This window comes from Streptococcus sp. 27098_8_73 (genome assembly GCF_041432495.1).
Classification (GTDB): Bacteria; Bacillota; Bacilli; order Lactobacillales; family Streptococcaceae; genus Streptococcus.
Window position 1 is genome coordinate 21,924 of sequence record NZ_JAPVZT010000002.1, and the last position, 18,080, is coordinate 40,003.

At 40.3% G+C, this 18,080-nt stretch carries 19 protein-coding genes, 1 tRNA gene and 1 pseudogene; 20 read left to right on the forward strand and 1 reads right to left on the reverse strand.

Annotated elements, in window-relative coordinates:
• Window positions 1–5 precede the first annotated feature (5 nt).
• From pepF to O3651_RS01530, 13 genes and pseudogenes are all read left to right on the forward strand, one after another.
• Window positions 6–1,808, forward strand: a complete 1,803-nt coding sequence (pepF, locus tag O3651_RS01470) for an oligoendopeptidase F (protein WP_371609328.1) — start codon at window positions 6–8, stop codon at window positions 1,806–1,808.
• A gap of 1 nt (window position 1,809) precedes the next feature.
• Complete coding sequence (locus O3651_RS01475) at window positions 1,810–2,493, forward strand: O-methyltransferase (protein ID WP_148888382.1); 684 nt, start codon at window positions 1,810–1,812, stop codon at window positions 2,491–2,493.
• A 110-nt stretch (window positions 2,494–2,603) separates the two neighbouring features.
• Window positions 2,604–3,680 (forward strand): peptidylprolyl isomerase PrsA, encoded by a 1,077-nt coding sequence (gene prsA / locus O3651_RS01480; RefSeq protein ID WP_371609329.1) that lies wholly within the window; start codon window positions 2,604–2,606, stop codon window positions 3,678–3,680.
• A gap of 234 nt (window positions 3,681–3,914) precedes the next feature.
• Complete coding sequence (locus O3651_RS01485) at window positions 3,915–4,397, forward strand: LURP-one-related/scramblase family protein (protein WP_005592412.1); 483 nt, start codon at window positions 3,915–3,917, stop codon at window positions 4,395–4,397.
• Between the two features lie 33 nt (window positions 4,398–4,430).
• Window positions 4,431–7,049, forward strand: coding sequence for an alanine--tRNA ligase (gene alaS / locus O3651_RS01490; protein ID WP_371609330.1), 2,619 nt, complete (start codon window positions 4,431–4,433; stop codon window positions 7,047–7,049).
• A gap of 70 nt (window positions 7,050–7,119) precedes the next feature.
• A pseudogene (locus O3651_RS01495) lies at window positions 7,120–7,541 on the forward strand (hypothetical protein).
• An 11-nt stretch (window positions 7,542–7,552) separates the two neighbouring features.
• The gene (locus O3651_RS01500; protein ID WP_005590740.1) at window positions 7,553–7,759 is read left to right on the forward strand and encodes a helix-turn-helix transcriptional regulator; all 207 of its coding nucleotides are present in this window, start codon (window positions 7,553–7,555) and stop codon (window positions 7,757–7,759) included.
• Window positions 7,760–7,926: 167 nt separating this feature from the next.
• Window positions 7,927–8,280: a PspC domain-containing protein gene (locus O3651_RS01505; RefSeq protein ID WP_061909657.1), complete on the forward strand. Its 354-nt coding sequence runs from the start codon at window positions 7,927–7,929 to the stop codon at window positions 8,278–8,280.
• Window positions 8,281–8,295: 15 nt separating this feature from the next.
• A complete protein-coding gene (locus O3651_RS01510) occupies window positions 8,296–9,039 on the forward strand; it encodes a DUF3169 family protein (protein WP_187421079.1) in 744 nt (247 codons plus the stop codon).
• 37 nt (window positions 9,040–9,076) lie between these two features.
• Entirely contained in the window at window positions 9,077–9,229 is a 153-nt protein-coding gene (locus tag O3651_RS01515) for a hypothetical protein (protein ID WP_239665864.1), read from the forward strand.
• Between the two features lie 19 nt (window positions 9,230–9,248).
• A complete protein-coding gene (locus O3651_RS01520) occupies window positions 9,249–10,082 on the forward strand; it encodes an ABC transporter ATP-binding protein (RefSeq protein ID WP_148877594.1) in 834 nt (277 codons plus the stop codon).
• Window positions 10,075–10,767, forward strand: coding sequence for an ABC transporter permease (locus tag O3651_RS01525; RefSeq protein ID WP_148877593.1), 693 nt, complete (start codon window positions 10,075–10,077; stop codon window positions 10,765–10,767). The genes O3651_RS01520 and O3651_RS01525 overlap by 8 nt, the downstream gene beginning before the upstream one ends.
• A gap of 13 nt (window positions 10,768–10,780) precedes the next feature.
• On the forward strand, window positions 10,781–11,341 hold the full coding sequence (locus O3651_RS01530) for a DUF3267 domain-containing protein (RefSeq protein ID WP_148877592.1): 561 nt from the start codon (window positions 10,781–10,783) through the stop codon (window positions 11,339–11,341).
• Window positions 11,342–11,529: 188 nt separating this feature from the next.
• On the opposite strand, the gene ald is transcribed toward O3651_RS01530, so the two are convergent.
• Window positions 11,530–12,642, reverse strand: a complete 1,113-nt coding sequence (ald, locus tag O3651_RS01535) for an alanine dehydrogenase (protein WP_148877591.1) — start codon at window positions 12,640–12,642, stop codon at window positions 11,530–11,532.
• A gap of 174 nt (window positions 12,643–12,816) precedes the next feature.
• Here ald and O3651_RS01540 point away from each other — a divergent pair, with 174 nt between their 5' ends.
• The 7 genes from O3651_RS01540 to O3651_RS01570 all read left to right on the forward strand — a co-directional run bounded on the left by O3651_RS01540 (window position 12,817) and on the right by O3651_RS01570 (window position 18,034).
• Complete coding sequence (locus O3651_RS01540; RefSeq protein WP_371609331.1) at window positions 12,817–13,386, forward strand: GNAT family N-acetyltransferase; 570 nt, start codon at window positions 12,817–12,819, stop codon at window positions 13,384–13,386.
• 49 nt (window positions 13,387–13,435) lie between these two features.
• Window positions 13,436–13,508: transfer RNA gene (locus tag O3651_RS01545), tRNA-Thr, on the forward strand.
• Window positions 13,509–13,647: 139 nt separating this feature from the next.
• Window positions 13,648–14,145, forward strand: a complete 498-nt coding sequence (gene ybeY / locus O3651_RS01550) for an rRNA maturation RNase YbeY (RefSeq protein WP_061909641.1) — start codon at window positions 13,648–13,650, stop codon at window positions 14,143–14,145.
• Window positions 14,126–14,530 (forward strand): diacylglycerol kinase family protein, encoded by a 405-nt coding sequence (locus tag O3651_RS01555; RefSeq protein WP_045499229.1) that lies wholly within the window; start codon window positions 14,126–14,128, stop codon window positions 14,528–14,530. The genes ybeY and O3651_RS01555 overlap by 20 nt, the downstream gene beginning before the upstream one ends.
• Before the next feature lie 15 nt (window positions 14,531–14,545).
• Window positions 14,546–15,445 carry a GTPase Era gene (era, locus tag O3651_RS01560; RefSeq protein ID WP_061422545.1) on the forward strand — a complete coding sequence of 300 codons (900 nt, stop codon included), beginning with the start codon at window positions 14,546–14,548 and terminating at the stop codon, window positions 15,443–15,445.
• Window positions 15,446–15,645: 200 nt separating this feature from the next.
• Entirely contained in the window at window positions 15,646–16,908 is a 1,263-nt protein-coding gene (locus O3651_RS01565) for a DUF262 domain-containing protein (protein ID WP_371609332.1), read from the forward strand.
• On the forward strand, window positions 16,898–18,034 hold the full coding sequence (locus O3651_RS01570) for a DUF3696 domain-containing protein (RefSeq protein ID WP_371609333.1): 1,137 nt from the start codon (window positions 16,898–16,900) through the stop codon (window positions 18,032–18,034). The genes O3651_RS01565 and O3651_RS01570 overlap by 11 nt, the downstream gene beginning before the upstream one ends.
• Window positions 18,035–18,080 lie beyond the last annotated feature (46 nt).

The window sequence follows — 18,080 nt, forward strand, 5'->3', positions numbered from 1 at the left end:
TTTCTATGGCAAAACAACGAAATGAGATTGAAGAAAAATATACTTGGGATTTGACAACCATTTTCCCAACAGATGAAGCCTTTGAAGCGGAGTTGGCGCAGGTTTCAGAAGAAGTGAAGAAAGCAGCTGGTCTGGCTGGGCATTTGCTGGATTCAGCGGATAGTCTCTTAACAACGACTGAAATCCAGTTGGACTTGATGCGTCGTATTGAAAAGCTTTATTCTTATGCTCACATGAAGAATGACCAGGATACACGTGTGGCTAAGTACCAAGAGTATCAGGCTAAAGGCATGACTCTTTACAGCGATTTTGGCCAAAGCTTTGCCTTCTACGAGCCCGAATTTATGGCGATTACAGAAGAGCAATACCAAGCTTTTTTGGCTGAGCAGCCAGCCCTGCAGCTGTATCAGCATTATTTTGACAAACTTTTGAAAAAGAAAGCTCACATCCTGACACAGCGCGAAGAGGAGCTATTGGCCGGTGCTGGTGAAATTTTTGGGGCAGCGGGCGAAACCTTTTCTATTTTGGATAATGCAGATATCGTCTTTCCGATGGTGCATGACGATGATGGAAATGAAGTTCAGCTCAGCCACGGTAACTATATTACCCTAGTTGAGTCTAAGAACCGAGAAGTCCGTAAGGAAGCTTATGAGGCTCTCTACAGCGTATACGAGCAGTATCAGCATACCTATGCTAAGACTCTGCAGACCAATGTCAAGGTTCACAATTACAATGCGAAAGTCCGCAAGTTCTCATCTGCCCGTGAAGTAGCCTTGTCAGCTGACTTTATTCCAGAAAGTGTATACGATAGCTTAGTTTCAGCTCTCAATAAGCATTTGCCTCTTTTGCAGCGTTATATCGCTTTACGAGCGAAGATTTTAGGTATTTCTGACTTGAAGATGTATGATATGTACACACCTTTGTCAGAGACAGACTACAAGTTCACTTATGAGGAAGCCTTGGCTAAGTCTGAGGAAGTTTTGGCTATTCTGGGTGAGGATTATCTGAGCCGAGTGAAGACAGCATTTTCAGAGCGCTGGATTGATGTTCATGAAAATCAAGGCAAGCGCTCAGGAGCATACTCAGGCGGTTCTTATGATACCAATGCCTTTATGTTGCTTAATTGGCAGGATACACTGGATAATCTATTTACCTTAGTGCACGAGACAGGCCATAGTATGCACTCCAGCTATACTCGTGAGACCCAGCCTTATGTTTACGGAGACTACTCTATCTTCCTAGCTGAGATTGCTTCAACGACCAATGAAAATATCCTGACAGAGAAGCTCTTGGAAGAAGTAGAAGACGATGCTACCCGCTTTGCTATTCTCAATCACTTCTTAGATGGCTTCCGAGGAACGGTCTTCCGTCAAACCCAGTTTGCGGAGTTTGAGCACGCTATCCACAAGGCTGACCAAGAAGGTCAAGTTTTGACCAGCGAGTTTCTCAATGAACTCTACGCTGACTTGAACGAGAAATACTATGGACTGAAAAAAGAGGATAATCCGCAGATTCAGTACGAATGGGCTCGGATTCCGCATTTCTACTATGATTACTATGTTTTCCAATATTCGACAGGCTTTGCAGCCGCTTCTGCCTTGGCTGAAAAGATTGTCCATGGCAGTCAGGAAGACAAGGACAAGTATCTGGACTATTTGAAAGCTGGGAACTCTGACTATCCGCTCAATGTCATCAAAAAAGCAGGTGTAGATATGGAAAAAGAAGACTACCTAAATGCTGCTTTTGCTGTCTTTGAGCGTCGTCTGGACGAATTCGAAGCCTTGGTAGAAAAGTTGGGACTGGCATAAGATGGTCGAGACTTATAATCAAAACTCTAATCCCAATATGCGTCGGCCAGTGGTCAAAGAAGAGATTGTAGACTTTATGAGACAACGACTCCAGCCAGTTTCTGGTGGACTCAAGGAGCTGGAGGATTTTGCCAGAGCTGAAAATGTGCCCGTGATTCCCCATGAGACAGTAGCTTATTTCCGCCTGCTACTCGAAAGCCTGCAGCCAGAGAAGATTTTAGAAATCGGGACGGCTATCGGTTTTTCGGCCCTTTTGATGGCGGAACATGCGCCTCAGGCTCAGATTACGACTATTGACCGCAATCCAGAGATGATTGAGCTTGCTAAGGCTAATTTTGCTAAGTATGACAGCCGTCAGCAGATCGCCCTGCTGGAAGGCGATGCGGTGGATTTGCTTGAGACACTGGAGGATTCCTACGACCTTGTCTTTATGGACTCTGCCAAGTCCAAGTATGTGGTCTTTCTGCCTCAGGTTCTCAAGCGCCTCAATCCTGGTGGTCTGGTCCTGATTGACGATGTCTTCCAAGGCGGCGATGTTGCCAAGCCTTTTGAGGACATTAAGCGTGGCCAACGAGCTATTTACCGTGGCTTGCATAGCCTGTTTGACGCAACTTTGGACAGTCCAGATTTGACTGCGAGCTTGCTTCCTTTAGGAGATGGGCTGCTTATGATTAGAAAAAAATAATCCCTTCACTTTTTTCTCAAATTCCAAAAATTTTTAGGAAAAATTAAGATATCAAGTTGGATTTGTGGTACAATAGACAAAGTGAATTTATTGAAGGAGTAGATAAAACAATGAAGAAAAAAATCCTTACAGGAGCAGTAACTCTCTTTTCTGTAGTGGCTTTAGCAGCATGTTCACAAACAGCAAAAGATAAAGATATTGTGACAATGAAAGGTGAGACAATCACAGTAAGTGAATTTTACGATCAAGTAAAAAATAATGGTTCCTCTCAACAAGTCTTGCTTCAAATGGCCATTAAGCAAGTTTTTGAAGAAAAGTATGGCAAAAAAGTAACGGATAAAGAGGTTGAAGAAGCCTTTGAAAAAATGAAATCCGCTTATGGTTCTGCCTTCCAAAATGTTCTTGCTCAAAGCGGAATGACAGAAGATGCCTACAGAGAACAGATCCGCGCAAATAAATTGGTTGAATACGCTGTTAAGAAAGCAGCTGAAAAAGAGCTGACAGATGACAACTACAAGGCTTTCTTTGAAACGTATACACCAGAAGTAACAGCTCAAATTATCAAGGTAGACAGTGAAGAAAAGGCTAAGGAAGTGCTTGAAAAAGCCAAGGCTGAGGGAGCAGACTTTGGTCAGTTGGCCAAGGAAAACTCAACCGACAAGGACACAAAAGATAAGGGTGGCGAGGTGAAATTTGATTCAACCTCAACAACAGTTGCGGATGCCGTTAAAAAAGCTACTTTTGCTTTAGAAGAAAATGGCGTTTCTGATGTGATCACTGTACGAGGTAAGCAGAACTATTCAGCAAGTTACTACATTGTTAAATTGGTGAAGAAAACTCAAAAATCTGCAAAATGGACAGATTACAAGAAACAACTAAAAGAGGGAATTCTGACTCAAAAACAAAACGATGCAAGCTTTATTCGTTCTGTTATTTCTAAAGAATTGAAGGAAGCGAATCTGAAAGTGAAGGATCCAGCTTTCCAAAATGTCTTTGCCCAATATGTAGAAGGAGATACTTCTAGCTCATCGTCTAAAGAAGAAAGCAAGTCTCAGTCTTCTAGTTCAGAAGAAAAGAAATCACAATCTTCTAGCTCGGAAGAAGCAAAATCTGGGGCTTCAAGCTCAGAAGAAAGCAAATCAGAAGCTGCTCATACTGAAGAAAACCCAGCTCCTGCAGCAGAATAAGCTTGACGAAAAGCTAAGAAGTCAGTATAATAAAATTATTGAGAATTGATTTTCTAGATCTCAGCTCAGAGAATTGGCGGTGCTGCGAGCCATGTGAGAGGAAAATTCATGCTACTCATGTTTCAAACTAAATAGCTAATGAGAATGACAAGTTCATTGAATGAAGGTGGTACCGCGGTTTTTCGCCCTTCAGACAAAGAGCTTGTCTTTTATCTTGACTCTGGAGGTAAAGCGATGAAGACCTATCTTGTCAAACAGAAATTTCGCCTAGGTGGCGAACGCTTTGATATCAAGGACGATCGAGGTAATGTAGATTACCAAGTAGAAGGATCATTTTTCCAGATTCCGAAGAGTTTCACCATCTATGATGCTCAAGGACAGACAGTTAGCCAGATCAGCAAAATCTTTCTAACATTTTTGCCTCGGTTTGAAATCAAGCTCAGTGACGGGACTAGCTTTTATATTCGCAAGAAACTGACCTTCTTCCGTGATAAATATGAGTTTGACAATTTAGGCCTAAGGATTGAGGGCAATATCTGGGATTTAAATTTCAAATTGCTGGATGATCGTGATCAGCTTGTCGCCGAGATTCGAAAAGAGATTTTCCATTTAACCTCGACTTACACCGTAACCGTCTATGAAGACTCTTATGCAGACCTGGTCATTTCCCTCTGCGTCGCCATTGACTACGTGGAGATGCTGGAAAGTTCATCATAAAAAACATTAAAAAGATTTAAGGAGAAAAATAAAATGAAACAAATGTCAAGTGCTCAAATTCGCCAAATGTGGCTAGATTTCTGGGCAAGCAAAGGCCACTCTGTAGAACCATCAGTCAGCTTGGTTCCAGTAAACGACCCAACTCTTTTATGGATCAACTCAGGGGTAGCAACTCTTAAGAAATATTTTGATGGGACCATTATTCCTGAAAATCCACGCATTACCAATGCGCAAAAAGCGATTCGTACAAACGACATTGAAAACGTAGGGAAGACTGCGCGCCACCATACCATGTTTGAAATGTTGGGGAACTTCTCTATCGGAGATTACTTCCGTGATGAAGCTATTACTTGGGCTTATGAACTTTTGACAAGTCCTGAATGGTTTGACTTCCCAGCTGAAAAACTCTATATGACATACTATCCAGACGATAAAGATTCTTACAACCGCTGGATTGAAGTAGGAGTGGACCCAAGTCACTTGATTCCAATCGAGGATAACTTCTGGGAAATCGGTGCGGGACCTTCTGGACCAGATACAGAGATTTTCTTTGACCGTGGAGAAGCCTTTGACCCAGAAAATATCGGTATTCGCCTGCTTGCAGAAGATATCGAAAACGACCGTTATATCGAAATCTGGAATATCGTTTTGTCACAATTTAACGCAGACCCTGCTGTTCCTCGTAGCGAGTACAAGGAATTGCCACACAAGAACATTGATACGGGCGCTGGTTTGGAGCGTTTGGTGGCAGTTATCCAAGGGGCTAAGACAAACTTTGAAACAGACCTCTTCATGCCAATCATTCGTGAAGTTGAGAAATTGTCTGGTAAGGTCTACGACCAAGATGGCGACAATATGAGCTTTAAGGTTATCGCTGACCACATCCGTTCTCTTTCATTTGCCATCGGTGATGGTGCCCTTCCTGGAAATGAAGGCCGTGGCTATGTTCTTCGTCGTCTTCTCCGTCGTGCTTCCATGCATGGTCAAAAATTGGGTATCAATGAGCCTTTCCTTTACAAGCTCGTTCCAACTGTTGGAAAAATCATGGAAAGTTACTACCCAGAAGTGCTTGAAAAACGGGACTTTATTGAAAAAATCGTTAAGAGCGAAGAAGAGTCATTTGCCCGTACCCTTCACTCAGGTCAACACTTTGCCCAAGGTATCGTAGCAGATTTGAAGGAAAAAGGTCAATCTGTCATTGCTGGTCAAGATGTCTTTAAACTTTACGATACATACGGATTCCCAGTTGAATTGACAGAAGAAATCGCTGAAGAAGCAGGTATGACTGTCGACCGTGAAGGTTTTGAAGCAGCCATGAAAGAGCAGCAAGAACGTGCGCGTGCATCTGCTGTCAAAGGCGGATCTATGGGTATGCAAAATGAAACCCTTCAAAACATCACTGTTGAGAGTGTCTTCAACTACAATGCTAGCCAATTGTCTTCTAAGTTGGTGGCTATCGTAGCGGACAATGCTGAAGTAGAAGCTGTATCAGAAGGAAATGCGTCACTTATCTTTGCAGAAACTCCATTCTACGCTGAAATGGGTGGACAAGTTGCTGACCACGGTCAAATCTTGGATGCTGCTGGAAATGTCGTGGCTACTGTGACAGATGTTCAAAAAGCTCCAAATGGACAAGCTCTTCATACTGTTGAAGTTCTTGCACCACTTGCTTTGAACCAAGAATACACCTTGGCAATTGATACAAATCGTCGTCACCGTGTCATGAAAAACCACACTGCGACTCACTTGCTCCATGCGGCCCTTCACAATATCCTTGGACACCATGCGACACAAGCAGGATCTCTGAACGAAGTCGAATTCCTTCGCTTTGACTTCACACACTTCCAAGCCGTAACTCCTGAAGAATTACGCGCCATTGAACAACAAGTCAATGAGAAAATCTGGGAAGCAATTGCTGTAGAAACTGTTGAGACAGATATTGACACTGCTAAAGAAATGGGAGCTATGGCCCTCTTTGGTGAGAAATACGGTAAGGAAGTCCGTGTTGTTACGATTGGTGACTACTCTGTCGAACTTTGTGGTGGTACCCACGTTGGCAACACTTCTGAGATTGGTCTCTTCAAGATTGTCAAAGAAGAAGGAATCGGATCAGGAACTCGCCGTATCTTGGCAGTGACTGGTAAGGAAGCCTTTGAAGCCTACCGTGAACAAGAAGATGCTTTGAAAGCTGTCGCCGCAACCTTGAAAGCACCTCAACTCAAGGAAGTACCTCACAAGGTTGAAGGGCTTCAAGAGCAACTTCGCCAACTCCAAAAAGAAAATGCTGAGTTGAAAGAAAAAGCTGCAGCCGCAGCTGCTGGCGATGTCTTCAAGGATGTTAAGGAAGTCAACGGACACCGTTACATTGCAAGCCAAGTTTCTGTATCAGATGCAGGTGCCCTTCGTACCTTTGCGGATAACTGGAAACAAAAAGACTACTCTGACTTGCTTGTCCTAGTTGCCGCTATCGGTGACAAGATCAATATCCTTGTTGCAAGCAAGACCAAAGACATTCACGCGGGTAACTTGGTTAAAGAATTGGCTCCAATCGTCGATGGACGTGGTGGTGGTAAACCAGACATGGCCATGGCAGGAGGAAGCAATCAAGCGAAAATCCAAGAACTCTTGGAGGCAGTAGCAGGTAAATTGTAGTATGCTTTTTAAGATCAGGATTCAGTCCTGGTCTTTTTTACTTCTTATTTTGTAGAAGATCTAAGTCTTTCTGACAAAAATCTTTATTTTTTTGACAAATATACTTGTCAAAAAGAAAAGAATCTGTTACAATGTATTTAAGTTAAGAAGAAAAGATAAAAGGAAGAACTAATGGAGATACTGTTTTGGTGTCTACTTCCGATATTTTCTGGTTTGTGGCTGATGTCATCCAGTGAATTGAAAAATGTAAAAAGGAAGTTGAAACGTTTAGAGAGAAATAAAGAAAGGAGTGGAGAAATGTCACGTTTTTTTAAAGAAATGATTGGGAAAAAACCGATCATCATTGGTGAAGTTTTCGGGACAGATTGCTGGGAGGTAGTTGATGCTGATGACGATTGGGTTAAGTTGAGTAAGACCAATAAAAAAGGTCAAACAAAAATTAAGCTCATGCGTATTGACGATATCAAATCTGTTGAATTAAGAGAGAACTGAGAGGTGTTGTCATGAAGCTGAAAAATCGACTTAAAGAGCTGAGGGCCAGAGACGGGCTGAATCAAACTGACTTGGCCAAGAAAGCTGGCGTGTCACGGCAAACGATTAGCTTGCTGGAGCGGGATGAATACACGCCCTCCGTGGTCATTGCCCTCAAAATTGCTCAGATTTTCAACGAAAGTGTCGAAAATGTCTTTCGACTAGTGGAGGAAGAGTAGGTAGTCAGGAAAAATCAGTTACTGTAGATAGTTTATGCTAGCCATCTTGTCATGAAGACTAGCAAGCAAGTTCTGTATCAAGGTAGTACTTGAGCCAATCTTGATAAGCTGTGTAGGTATATTAGTACTTTCCGTAAGTGAGAGAAAGTAAAACAAGGAGAAAAACAATGCAAGAATTTATGGAAAACTTTAAAGTTAACGAAGAACAAGCAAAAATTGCTGGTGTTTGCGCAGGTTTGGCGGATTATTTTGGGATAAAGGTAGCTTATATTCGTCTAATTTTCGCAGTTGTAGTGCTAGCATCAACTGAGCTAGGGATTTTTGTAGCCTTGGGCTATGCCTATCTGGCAGGATGGTTCCAAAAGGATTATTTGTGGAATAAAATGAGCCAAAAAGTCAGAAATCACTTTATTTTTCTAATGACAGTGCTGATTATTTTACCTTTATTTGGCCGTGAAATACTGGAAACTGCCTCTGACTTTATTAGCCAAGTCATGGCTTGGCTGACTGCGCTTATTTAAGTATAGGAGAAAACAATGTCAACAAAGAAAAGAATATTGAGAAATATCGGCATCTTCATTCTTGCTGCTATATTAGGAGGAGGAGTAGTCGGTTTTATAATGGCTCATTTTGAGCATTTCTCTTGGCCGACCGTCTTAAATGTTGAACTGCTGAAGAACATTGGTCGAGCGAGCTTGATCATTCTCTATCCCGTAACCTTTTTCTTGCTCTATCAGACGCATAAAGTTCATGGGGCTTACCAGAGAGAAGAAGATGATGACAAAAGCTATGAGCTCTATCGTCAAACTTTCAAAACACTAGAATATGCGACGATTTTATATAATATCTCGTCTGCTCTGACTCTATTCACCCTCTTTGGAGGAGTGAGCTACCTAGGTCCGATACTAAGGTCAGAAACAACGATTCACATTCCATTTTATGATATTGCACTGTTTCTTGCTTTGATTTTAGGCCAAATTCTTGTATTAAAAACTACTCAGAAGGTTCGTCAATATAAATTATCTGCTATGCCAACCATTGAGGAGATGAAGGACTATGCGCTGTCCTATGATGAAGGGGAGTTGCAGGCTCATTATGAACAAAGCTTTTTGACCCTCTTCAACCTCAATCAGCGCCTCATTCCAGGCCTTTATGTCTTACTCTTTATTCTTGGAGCTGGAACACCAATGCAGGTCGCATCTGGCATGATTGTATTAACCATTATTTTTGTCTATATCAATGTGGACTCCTATCAAGCAGTTAAAAGATATTTCAAATAAGCTGTTTGTCGGTCCAAAAGGAGTTCATCTGAAATTAGTGAGCTTTATCTTTCCTAGTATCTATATTGGACTGATACTGCTAAATCTCCTATTCCAATTGGATACGATTTTGGCTTGGATTGCGGTATCGGTCATCTATCTTTATGTTACTGTCAGCCAGTACAAAATCGTTAAACGTTATTATAAGTAAGAAAGTGAGAAGAGGCCTTATGTCACAAGTGATTCAAGTAGAGAATATTTCTAAAAGTTTTGGAGATAAAAAAGCTTTAGAACGGATTAATTTTCATATCGATCAAGGAGAAATTTTCGGATTTTTAGGACCATCTGGATCGGGAAAAACAACTTTAATTAATATCCTGACAGGCCAGCTTGATGCCGACAATGGTCAAAGTAAAATCCTTGGTAAAGCTTCAGATGCTATTAATGCTCAGGATTTGGTGAAAATTGGCCTAGTATCTGATACAAGTGGCTTTTATGAAAAGATGACTCTCTATAAAAACCTGCAGATATATGCGAAATTATACGATTTAAAAAATGAGCGGATAGATGAAGTTTTAGAGCAGGTTGGTCTGTTAGAAAGCAGAAATATTGTAGCAGAAAAACTTTCGACAGGTATGAAGCAGCGGATGTTTCTAGCTCGGGCTCTTTTAAATAATCCTGAGGTCTTATTCTTGGATGAGCCAACGAGTGGACTTGATCCCCGTACTTCCAAGGTGATTCATGAGCTTTTGCTTGAGCTGAAGAAAAAGGGAACAACCATTTTTCTGACGACGCATGATATGCATGAAGCTAGTGCCCTTTGTGATCGACTGGCCCTGCTAAATAAGGGAGTATTAGTAGAATATGGCGAGCCGAAAGCTATTATTCAAAAATATAACACAGCCAAGAAAGTTAAAATTAGCTATGAAAATGGAGAAACCGAGCAAATTTCGTTCTCAGAATTGGCTACAAAAGACCTAAAATTGGCTATTACAGTACATTCTTGCGAACCTACATTAGAAGAAATCTTTATTCAATTAACAGGAGAAAAATTAGATGTATAAAAAAATTAAAGCTCTCACATGGCTGCGTACTCAGATTTTATTGACAAATTCTTCTTTGCTTATGTCCGTCTTGCTGCCCTTTGGCCTCCTATTTTTGTACAATATGATTTTAAATAAGAATGGCAATGCAGGCCAAGGACTATTGAAGATGATCCTGCCTATGACCTTTGCCATGAGTGGCGGCTACATGGTGTCTATTATGATGGCAGAGGACAAGGAGAAGCGTAATCTAAAAACCTTGATGCTGAGCGGGGTTCGTTCTGGCGAATACCTCTTATCCATGTTGGTTTATCCCTTCCTATTTACAGTCTTTGCCTTGCTTTTTTTCCCATATTATTTGCATGTAGACCTCTCTGGCAAATGGCCTATCTATCTTTTGATCAATCTCTTCATTATTGTTATTATCCTTTTAATCAATCTTTTTATTGGTGGTATTTCCAAGACACAATCTCAAGCTCAGGTTTATAGTTTATTTCCGCTGTTGCTGATTAGTTTCGTACCCTTATTTGCTAGTTTTGATAAAACAATACAGCATATTCTGCGGTTTACTTTTATGAATCCATTTATCAACTTCTTTGAAACAGGAGACTATTCTTTTAAAATTGAAGATTTCTCTAATTTGGTGATTTGGCTTCTTATTTTTATCAGTGCAAGCACTTATGTCTTGAGTAAAGGTCGAAAATGATGGAGGAGCCTTTATGAAACTCATTAAAAAAATCAACTTTATGGAAGAAAAGAAATATGTAATCGGTCTAAATGTAGCGGGGCTCTTGCTGATTTTTCCCTTCTCCATGCTTTTTGCGAAATTGACCCAGCTAATCTTCCGAGCCGATCATTATGATTTTTCGGGTCTAGATCTTGCCTATTTGTTAGTTTTTACCTTTATCCTTGTCGTCATCCATGAGTACATCCACGGTTTCTTCTTCAAGTTTTTTGGTAAAGGGAAGGCCAAGGTCAAGTTTGGTTTTAAAAATGGAATGGCTTATGCGACTAGTCCAGGAACTTTTTACAATCGTAAGGACTTCTTGGTCATTGGTTTGGCTCCCTTTGTTTTGATTAGCTTGCTTCTGACCTTGTTGGCCATGCTGGGCTTGCTCAGTTCAACTCTCTACATGCCTTTGGCTAGTATTCATGCAGCGGGCTGTGTTGGTGACTTTTACATCGCTTTGCTGCTGTTGGGCCAGACTGATGACATTCTGGTCGAGGATACTGAGGTTGGGATGAATTTTTACCAGAAAGAAGAGCCTAGTCAGGAATAGGAATCAGTGGCATTAGATACTTCTTGTAAAATGTCTATTAAAGAGTAATATACTTGATAATTTAATGATTTAGAGCAATGTTGATCCTGCCTAAATGGATGGCAGCGTGATACCAAATTCAAATTTAAGACAAATGAAACCCGAAGGACTAGAAGTTCCTTCGGGTTTTGTATATAAGAGAAAAATGCTTAGACAAGTTCGTCAATAGAAGTATAATCGAGATTCAAGCCTTCTGCAACTGGTCGGCTAGTGATGTGACCGTGATAGGTTGTGACACCTTCACGCAATCCAGCGTCGTCTGCAATAGCTTGTTTGAAGCCTTTGCCAGCCAACGCTTCGATATAAGGAAGGGTGACATTGGTCAGGGCGATAGTAGAAGTGCGAGCCACGGCACCAGGGATATTGGCTACTGCATAGTGGAGAACACCGTGTTTCTCATAAACTGGCTCATCGTGGGTTGTCGCGCGGTCAGCAGTCTCAATAACGCCACCTTGGTCAACAGCCACGTCAACAATAACAGAGCCGGGGCGCATTTGCTTAACCATATCGTCAGTCACCAGTTTTGGAGCTTTAGCACCAGGAATGAGCACAGCTCCAATCACGACATCTGCTTCGCGGACGCTTGCCTCGATGTTAAATGGATTGGACATGAGAGTTTGAATTTGGTTGCCAAAGACTTCTTCTAGCACGGATAGACGTTTGGCACTAATATCGAGAATCGTAACTTGAGCGCCTAGTCCCAGAGCGATACGGGCTGCATGAGTTCCTACAACACCGCCTCCGATAATGGTAACTTTACCTTTTGGAACTCCGGGGACACCGCCAAGGAGAACGCCAGAGCCACCTGTTTGCTTGGTTAGGAAATGAGCTCCGATTTGAACCGCCATACGACCAGCAACCTCACTCATAGGTACTAAGAGTGGTAGTTGTCCTTGTCCGTCACGTACAGTCTCGTAGGCTACCCCGGTAGTTTTAGCTGTTACCATAGCTTGGGCTAATTCGGGAGCAGCGGCCATGTGCAGGTAAGTGAAGAGTAGGAGGTCATCACGCAAGAATTGGTATTCAGCTTCCAGCGGTTCTTTAACCTTAACAACTAACTCAGCTGCCCAGGCTTCAGCAGCAGTGGCAACGATTTTTGCACCTTGCTTTTCATAGTCTGCATCTGCAAAGCCAGATCCAAGTCCAGCATTTGTTTCGATCAGTACCTGATGGCCTTTTCCTACAAGACTGTGTACACCAGCTGGCGTCAGAGCAACGCGATTTTCATTATTTTTAATTTCTCTTGGAATTCCGATTAACATAGAGCTTTACTCCTTTTTCTAACACTAGGATCTCCGAATACAGGACTACAAGGGGACCTAGGCCAATTATTGTGATGTTTTAATTTTAAAGGAAACTATCGCAAAAAGCAAGAAAAAAAGATTGTTTTGAGCAGGGAATTATGCTATTCTGTTAAGAAAAAATAGGAGGAAGAGATGGAAAATATCTATGTTGAGCTGAGTCAGCATTCCAGATTGGAAACGGAACGATTGATCTTGCGTCCAGTGACTTTGGATGACGCTCCAGCCATGTTTGAATATGCTTCAGACGAGGAGAATGTTCGCTATACCTTTGCGACCAACAAAAATTTAGAGGAGACCCGCAATAATATCGCCCTGTTTTATCTAGCCAGTCCTTTGGGGCGCTGGGGTATTGAGCTGAAGGAAACTGGCGACTTTATCGGAACGATTGACCTGCATAAGATCCGCTTGGACTTGAAAACGGCAGCTATCGGCTATGTGATCCATAAAAAATACTGGAATCAGGGCTACACGACTGAGGCCACTCGGGCAGTGCTTGAGCTGGCTTTTGAAGAAATCGGCATGAACAAATTGGTTGCCCTGCATGATATCGACAATCCTGCCTCTGGTCGTGTCATGCAAAAGTCAGGCATGATCTTTTCGCACGAAGAGCCTTACGCAGCCCTGGACAACCATGAGGAAGGGCGCATAGTGACGCGGCTGCATTACTATCTGACTAGGGAGCAATATTTCGCAAAAAAATGAGAAAGAATATTGACAAGTGCCTATCTACATGATATAGTAGATAGGTAATGCTGATTTAGCTCAGTAGGCAGAGCGCATCCATGGTAAGGATGAGGTCGCCGGTTCGATCCCGGCAATTAGCACTAGATAAAGAGGTTGAGATTTTCTCAGCCTTTTTTGGTTTTAAATTAGGATTTCTCCTCGTTTAAATGCAATGCTTGTGGCTCTCATAGGCGCCCAAATATGATATAATAAAAGTAATATTAGCAAGGCAGGTAAAATATGTATATCGAAATGGTGGATGAAACCGGTCAGGTTTCTCAAGAAATTATCAAGCAGACTCAGGAAATCTTGGAGTTTGCGGCTAAAAAGACGGGCAAAGAAAATAAGGAAATGGCTGTAACCTTTGTGACTAATGAGCGCAGCCATGAGCTCAACTTGGAATATCGAGACACAGATCGGCCGACTGATGTCATCAGCTTGGAATACAAGCCGGAACTGGATATTGCCTTTGACGAGGAAGACTTGGCGGATAATCCTGAGCTGGCTGAGATGTTGGAGGATTTTGACGCTTATATCGGTGAGCTCTTCATTTCGGTGGACAAGGCGCGGGAGCAGGCGGAAGAATACGGCCACAGCTTTGAACGGGAGATGGGCTTTTTGGCGGTGCATGGTTTTCTGCATATCAACGGCTATGATCATTATACGCCAGAAGAAGAAGCAGAAATGTTTGGCTTACAGGAAGAAATTTTGACAGCTTATGGACTTACAAGACAATAAAAATAACAAGCGCAAGTGGAAAAATCGAGATGTCATATCGAGTTTGGAGTTCGCTCTGACGGGTATTTTCACGGCTTTTAAAGAAGAAAAGAATATGCGGAGCCATGTTCTTTCAGCTGTAGCTGCCATCATTGCAGGTTTGATTTTTCGGATTTCAGCGACGGAGTGGCTGTTCTTGCTGCTGAGTATTTTTTTGGTGATCGCTTTTGAAATCATGAATTCAGCTGTTGAAAATGTGGTGGATCTGGCTAGTGATTATCACTTTTCTATGCGGGCTAAGAATGCCAAGGATATGGCAGCTGGTGCAGTTTTGGTGGTTTCTGGTTTTGCAGTTATCACAGGTTTGATTATCTTTCTGCCAAAACTGTGGGATATTATTTTTTAGAGAAGGAATAGAACAATGACTTTTAAATCAGGCTTTGTAGCCATTTTAGGCCGACCAAATGTCGGCAAATCAACTTTTTTGAATCATGTCATGGGGCAAAAAATTGCCATCATGAGCGATAAGGCTCAGACCACACGCAATAAGATTATGGGCATTTATACGACGGATAAGGAGCAGATTGTCTTTATCGACACGCCAGGCATTCACAAGCCTAAGACAGCTTTAGGCGATTTCATGGTGGAAGCAGCCTACAGCACGCTGCGTGAGGTGGACACGGTTCTTTTCATGGTGCCAGCTGATGAGCCACGTGGCAAGGGCGATGATATGATTATCGAACGCCTGAAAGCGGCTAAGGTGCCAGTGATCTTGGTGGTCAATAAGATAGATAAAGTCCATCCGGATCAGCTTTTGGCGCAAATTGATGATTTCCGTCAGCAGATGGACTTCAAAGAAATCGTTCCGATTTCGGCTCTGCAGGGCAACAATGTTTCCCGTCTGATTGACATCCTTAGTGAGAATCTGGAGGAGGGCTTCCAATATTTCCCAGAAGATCAGATTACCGACCATCCAGAGCGTTTCTTGGTTTCAGAAATGATTCGTGAGAAGGTTCTACACCTGACTCGTGAAGAGATTCCCCACTCAGTCGCGGTGGTTGTTGACAGCATGAAGCGAGACGAGGAGACGGACAAGGTCCATATCCGAGCGACGATCATGGTCGAGCGAGACAGCCAAAAAGGCATTATCATCGGTAAAGGCGGCTCCATGCTCAAGAAAATCGGATCCATGGCTCGTCGCGATATCGAGCTCATGCTGGGAGACAAGGTCTTCTTAGAAACTTGGGTCAAAGTCAAGAAAAACTGGCGGGACAAGAAGCTAGATTTGGCGGACTTTGGCTATAATGAGAAGGAATATTAAAAAAATAGAATTCATAACGTTTTATAAACAATAAAAAGTCATCCTGTTGATATTTTAGGGTATATTTCTGACTAAAAGAAGATAGAAGGGAGCTTTATGCCTGAATTACCTGAAGTGGAGTTTAAAAATTGGGGTAAAATATAGTGATATAAAAAGTTAGTTTTAATAGAATCATTGTAAATATTATTGGAGGATTCAATATGGAACAAAATTTTACAGAAAAATTTAAGGAACAAATAGGTGATTTTGAAGGGGCAGAAGAGGTATCAAATTTATCTGCTTTGAACGATGAAGATTATGAACAACTTAGTGATGATGAAAAAGAGAATTTAAAGAATAACTGGATTTCCTCATCTGCTACTGACTTGAGAAAAGAAGTGAGAATAATTAATGAACCAAATAGCATATTTGATTTGTATAGAAAGTATTTGCGTTTTTTGGAGTGGAAAAAAAATGGAGAAAAAGAGGAAGAGAAGGAAGGGTTAATTATACTTGAACCAGAATTTCAAAGGGATAATGTATGGAGTTTAACAAAGCAACAAGAATTGATTGAGAGTGTTCTGTTAGGCATTCCTTTACCGGCATTTTATTTTTCTGAAGATAGAAATGGAAATTATATTGTCGTAGATGGAAAACAAAGATTAACAACATTTTTTAAATTTATGCATGAAGGGATGAAACTTGGGAAAAATTTAAAGGCGTTAGTTAATAACAAAAGTATAGCAACACATGAGGATTTTGAAGCTAAATTGAGAAATAAATTTGAAGATTTTAAGTTAATATGCTATATAGTATCCTCAACTACATCTCCAGTGATACAGAATGAAATATTTTTAAGAGTAAACCGAGGAGGTATTATTCTAAATAAGCAGGAAATCCGTAATGCTTTAAATCAAGGAAAAAGCACTAGGTTATTAAATAAAATATCTCAAAATGAAAATATAGATTTTGTTGCTAAAAAGAGGAAGAAGGATCAATATATTGCTTTAAGATTTTTTTCTTTCTATCTTTTTAGGAAAGATGAAGAATTTATTAGTTGGTATATGGAACAGATTGAAAAACAGGGAATTGATAAATTTAATGTAGATGTGCTACTTGATTTGACTATGAAGTACATTAATAAAAATTCTCAAGATTTTTTAGATAGGCTTTATACTTTATTTTGCGAAGCATATCATAAAAGTCAAATAATATTCGCAAAATTAAAGAGAGCTCAATTTTCTCGCGGAGAGAGTAGAGTAGTTAATATGAACATATTTGAAGTATGGATGTATTTAATGGATTCTATTGATTTTGACGAAAAAAGTGAGACTATTATTGATAGTTTATGTGATGAATACACCCGCATGATTAATGATGAAGAATTTATTGACAAGATTCTTTATTTGAGAGATCAAGAGGAACGAATTAATTATAGATTTAAGTATGTTGAAGGGATTTTGGAAAGAATAAATGATAGATAGAGTAGAAATAAAAAATTTTAAGTCAATTAGAAACATGGAATTAAATTTTACAAATTTTAATCTTATTACTGGAACAAATTCTAGTGGTAAATCTTCACTTATTCAATCTTTGCTTGTAATGTCTCAACGAAACGAAGACGATATTCTAAATGGCAAAGCAATCTCACTAGGAACTCCTATAAATATAATAAATGAAGGAGTAGATAAAGGTGAGTCTGCTAAAATCTCTCTGTGTATGGAAGATGGTACTAAATTAGAATGTAGTGTTTCTGCTGAAGAACAAGTGGGTAATAGAGAGAGAAACCAGAAGTTTTTTTATGAGGAAGATGTGTTTTACATTAGTGCAAATAGAGCATCAGTTATGGATACTTATCCTAAAAATATTGAACACAATCAGAAAATCGGTAAGAATGGAAGTTACACTTTTGACTATTTTTTAGAAAATAAAGATAAAAAGTTTAGTGAAAAATATTATGAAGATTTATTGCCGTTTAATGAAAAACCTATTTATGAATCTATTGTAAATTATTGGTTAAAAAAATTAACGGGTTATATTTTTGATGTAGAGCACATAGTAGATACTAATGTTATCAGAGTTCTTTTCAACAAAGAATTTGAATATTCTATTAAGTATCGTCCTCAGCATGTAGGTACAGGTGTTTCGTATATACTTGAGCAATTGATTATTTCTTTATTATCAAAAGAAGGTGATATTATTATTGTCGAAAATCCAGAACTGCATTTACATCCAAAAGCACAGAATGAACTGGCTGAATTTTACTTTTGGTTGTCTAAGCATAATAGACAGATCATTATAGAAACGCATAGCGATCATTTTTTTAATGCAGTACGTGTTACAAAATCTCAAGATCCAACTGATAACAGTAAGAAAGTCTACTTTTTTTATCAAGAAGATGGGAATACAACTTCTATTAATATTGAAATGGGGAAATTTGGAACTATCGAAAATATGCAAGAAGAACTTTTTGATCAGTTTAGCAAGGATTTAAGAAAAATGTTGCTTAATGTTGAAGACGATTCAACATTTGATCACCAAGCAGTAGAAGAAGACACATTGTCTGATGAAGAGTTCGCCCTATTAAATAAAGAATTCGAAGAATTATAAGGTGATGCCGATGACGAATGATTATAATAAAATCACTTTATTATAT

Bases quoted from the DNA above. Each gene is read 5' to 3' on its own strand.
- pepF (WP_371609328.1), top strand. From the start codon at position 6: ATGGCAAAACAACGAAATGAGATTGAAGAAAAATATACTTGGGATTTG.
- O3651_RS01475 (WP_148888382.1), top strand. From the start codon at position 1,810: ATGGTCGAGACTTATAATCAAAACTCTAATCCCAATATGCGTCGGCCA.
- prsA (WP_371609329.1), top strand. From the start codon at position 2,604: ATGAAGAAAAAAATCCTTACAGGAGCAGTAACTCTCTTTTCTGTAGTG.
- O3651_RS01485 (WP_005592412.1), top strand. From the start codon at position 3,915: ATGAAGACCTATCTTGTCAAACAGAAATTTCGCCTAGGTGGCGAACGC.
- alaS (WP_371609330.1), top strand. From the start codon at position 4,431: ATGAAACAAATGTCAAGTGCTCAAATTCGCCAAATGTGGCTAGATTTC.
- O3651_RS01500 (WP_005590740.1), top strand. From the start codon at position 7,553: ATGAAGCTGAAAAATCGACTTAAAGAGCTGAGGGCCAGAGACGGGCTG.
- O3651_RS01505 (WP_061909657.1), top strand. From the start codon at position 7,927: ATGCAAGAATTTATGGAAAACTTTAAAGTTAACGAAGAACAAGCAAAA.
- O3651_RS01510 (WP_187421079.1), top strand. From the start codon at position 8,296: ATGTCAACAAAGAAAAGAATATTGAGAAATATCGGCATCTTCATTCTT.
- O3651_RS01520 (WP_148877594.1), top strand. From the start codon at position 9,249: ATGTCACAAGTGATTCAAGTAGAGAATATTTCTAAAAGTTTTGGAGAT.
- O3651_RS01525 (WP_148877593.1), top strand. From the start codon at position 10,075: ATGTATAAAAAAATTAAAGCTCTCACATGGCTGCGTACTCAGATTTTA.
- O3651_RS01530 (WP_148877592.1), top strand. From the start codon at position 10,781: ATGAAACTCATTAAAAAAATCAACTTTATGGAAGAAAAGAAATATGTA.
- ald (WP_148877591.1), bottom strand. From the start codon at position 12,642: ATGTTAATCGGAATTCCAAGAGAAATTAAAAATAATGAAAATCGCGTT.
- O3651_RS01540 (WP_371609331.1), top strand. From the start codon at position 12,817: ATGGAAAATATCTATGTTGAGCTGAGTCAGCATTCCAGATTGGAAACG.
- ybeY (WP_061909641.1), top strand. From the start codon at position 13,648: ATGTATATCGAAATGGTGGATGAAACCGGTCAGGTTTCTCAAGAAATT.
- O3651_RS01555 (WP_045499229.1), top strand. From the start codon at position 14,126: ATGGACTTACAAGACAATAAAAATAACAAGCGCAAGTGGAAAAATCGA.
- era (WP_061422545.1), top strand. From the start codon at position 14,546: ATGACTTTTAAATCAGGCTTTGTAGCCATTTTAGGCCGACCAAATGTC.
- O3651_RS01565 (WP_371609332.1), top strand. From the start codon at position 15,646: ATGGAACAAAATTTTACAGAAAAATTTAAGGAACAAATAGGTGATTTT.
- O3651_RS01570 (WP_371609333.1), top strand. From the start codon at position 16,898: ATGATAGATAGAGTAGAAATAAAAAATTTTAAGTCAATTAGAAACATG.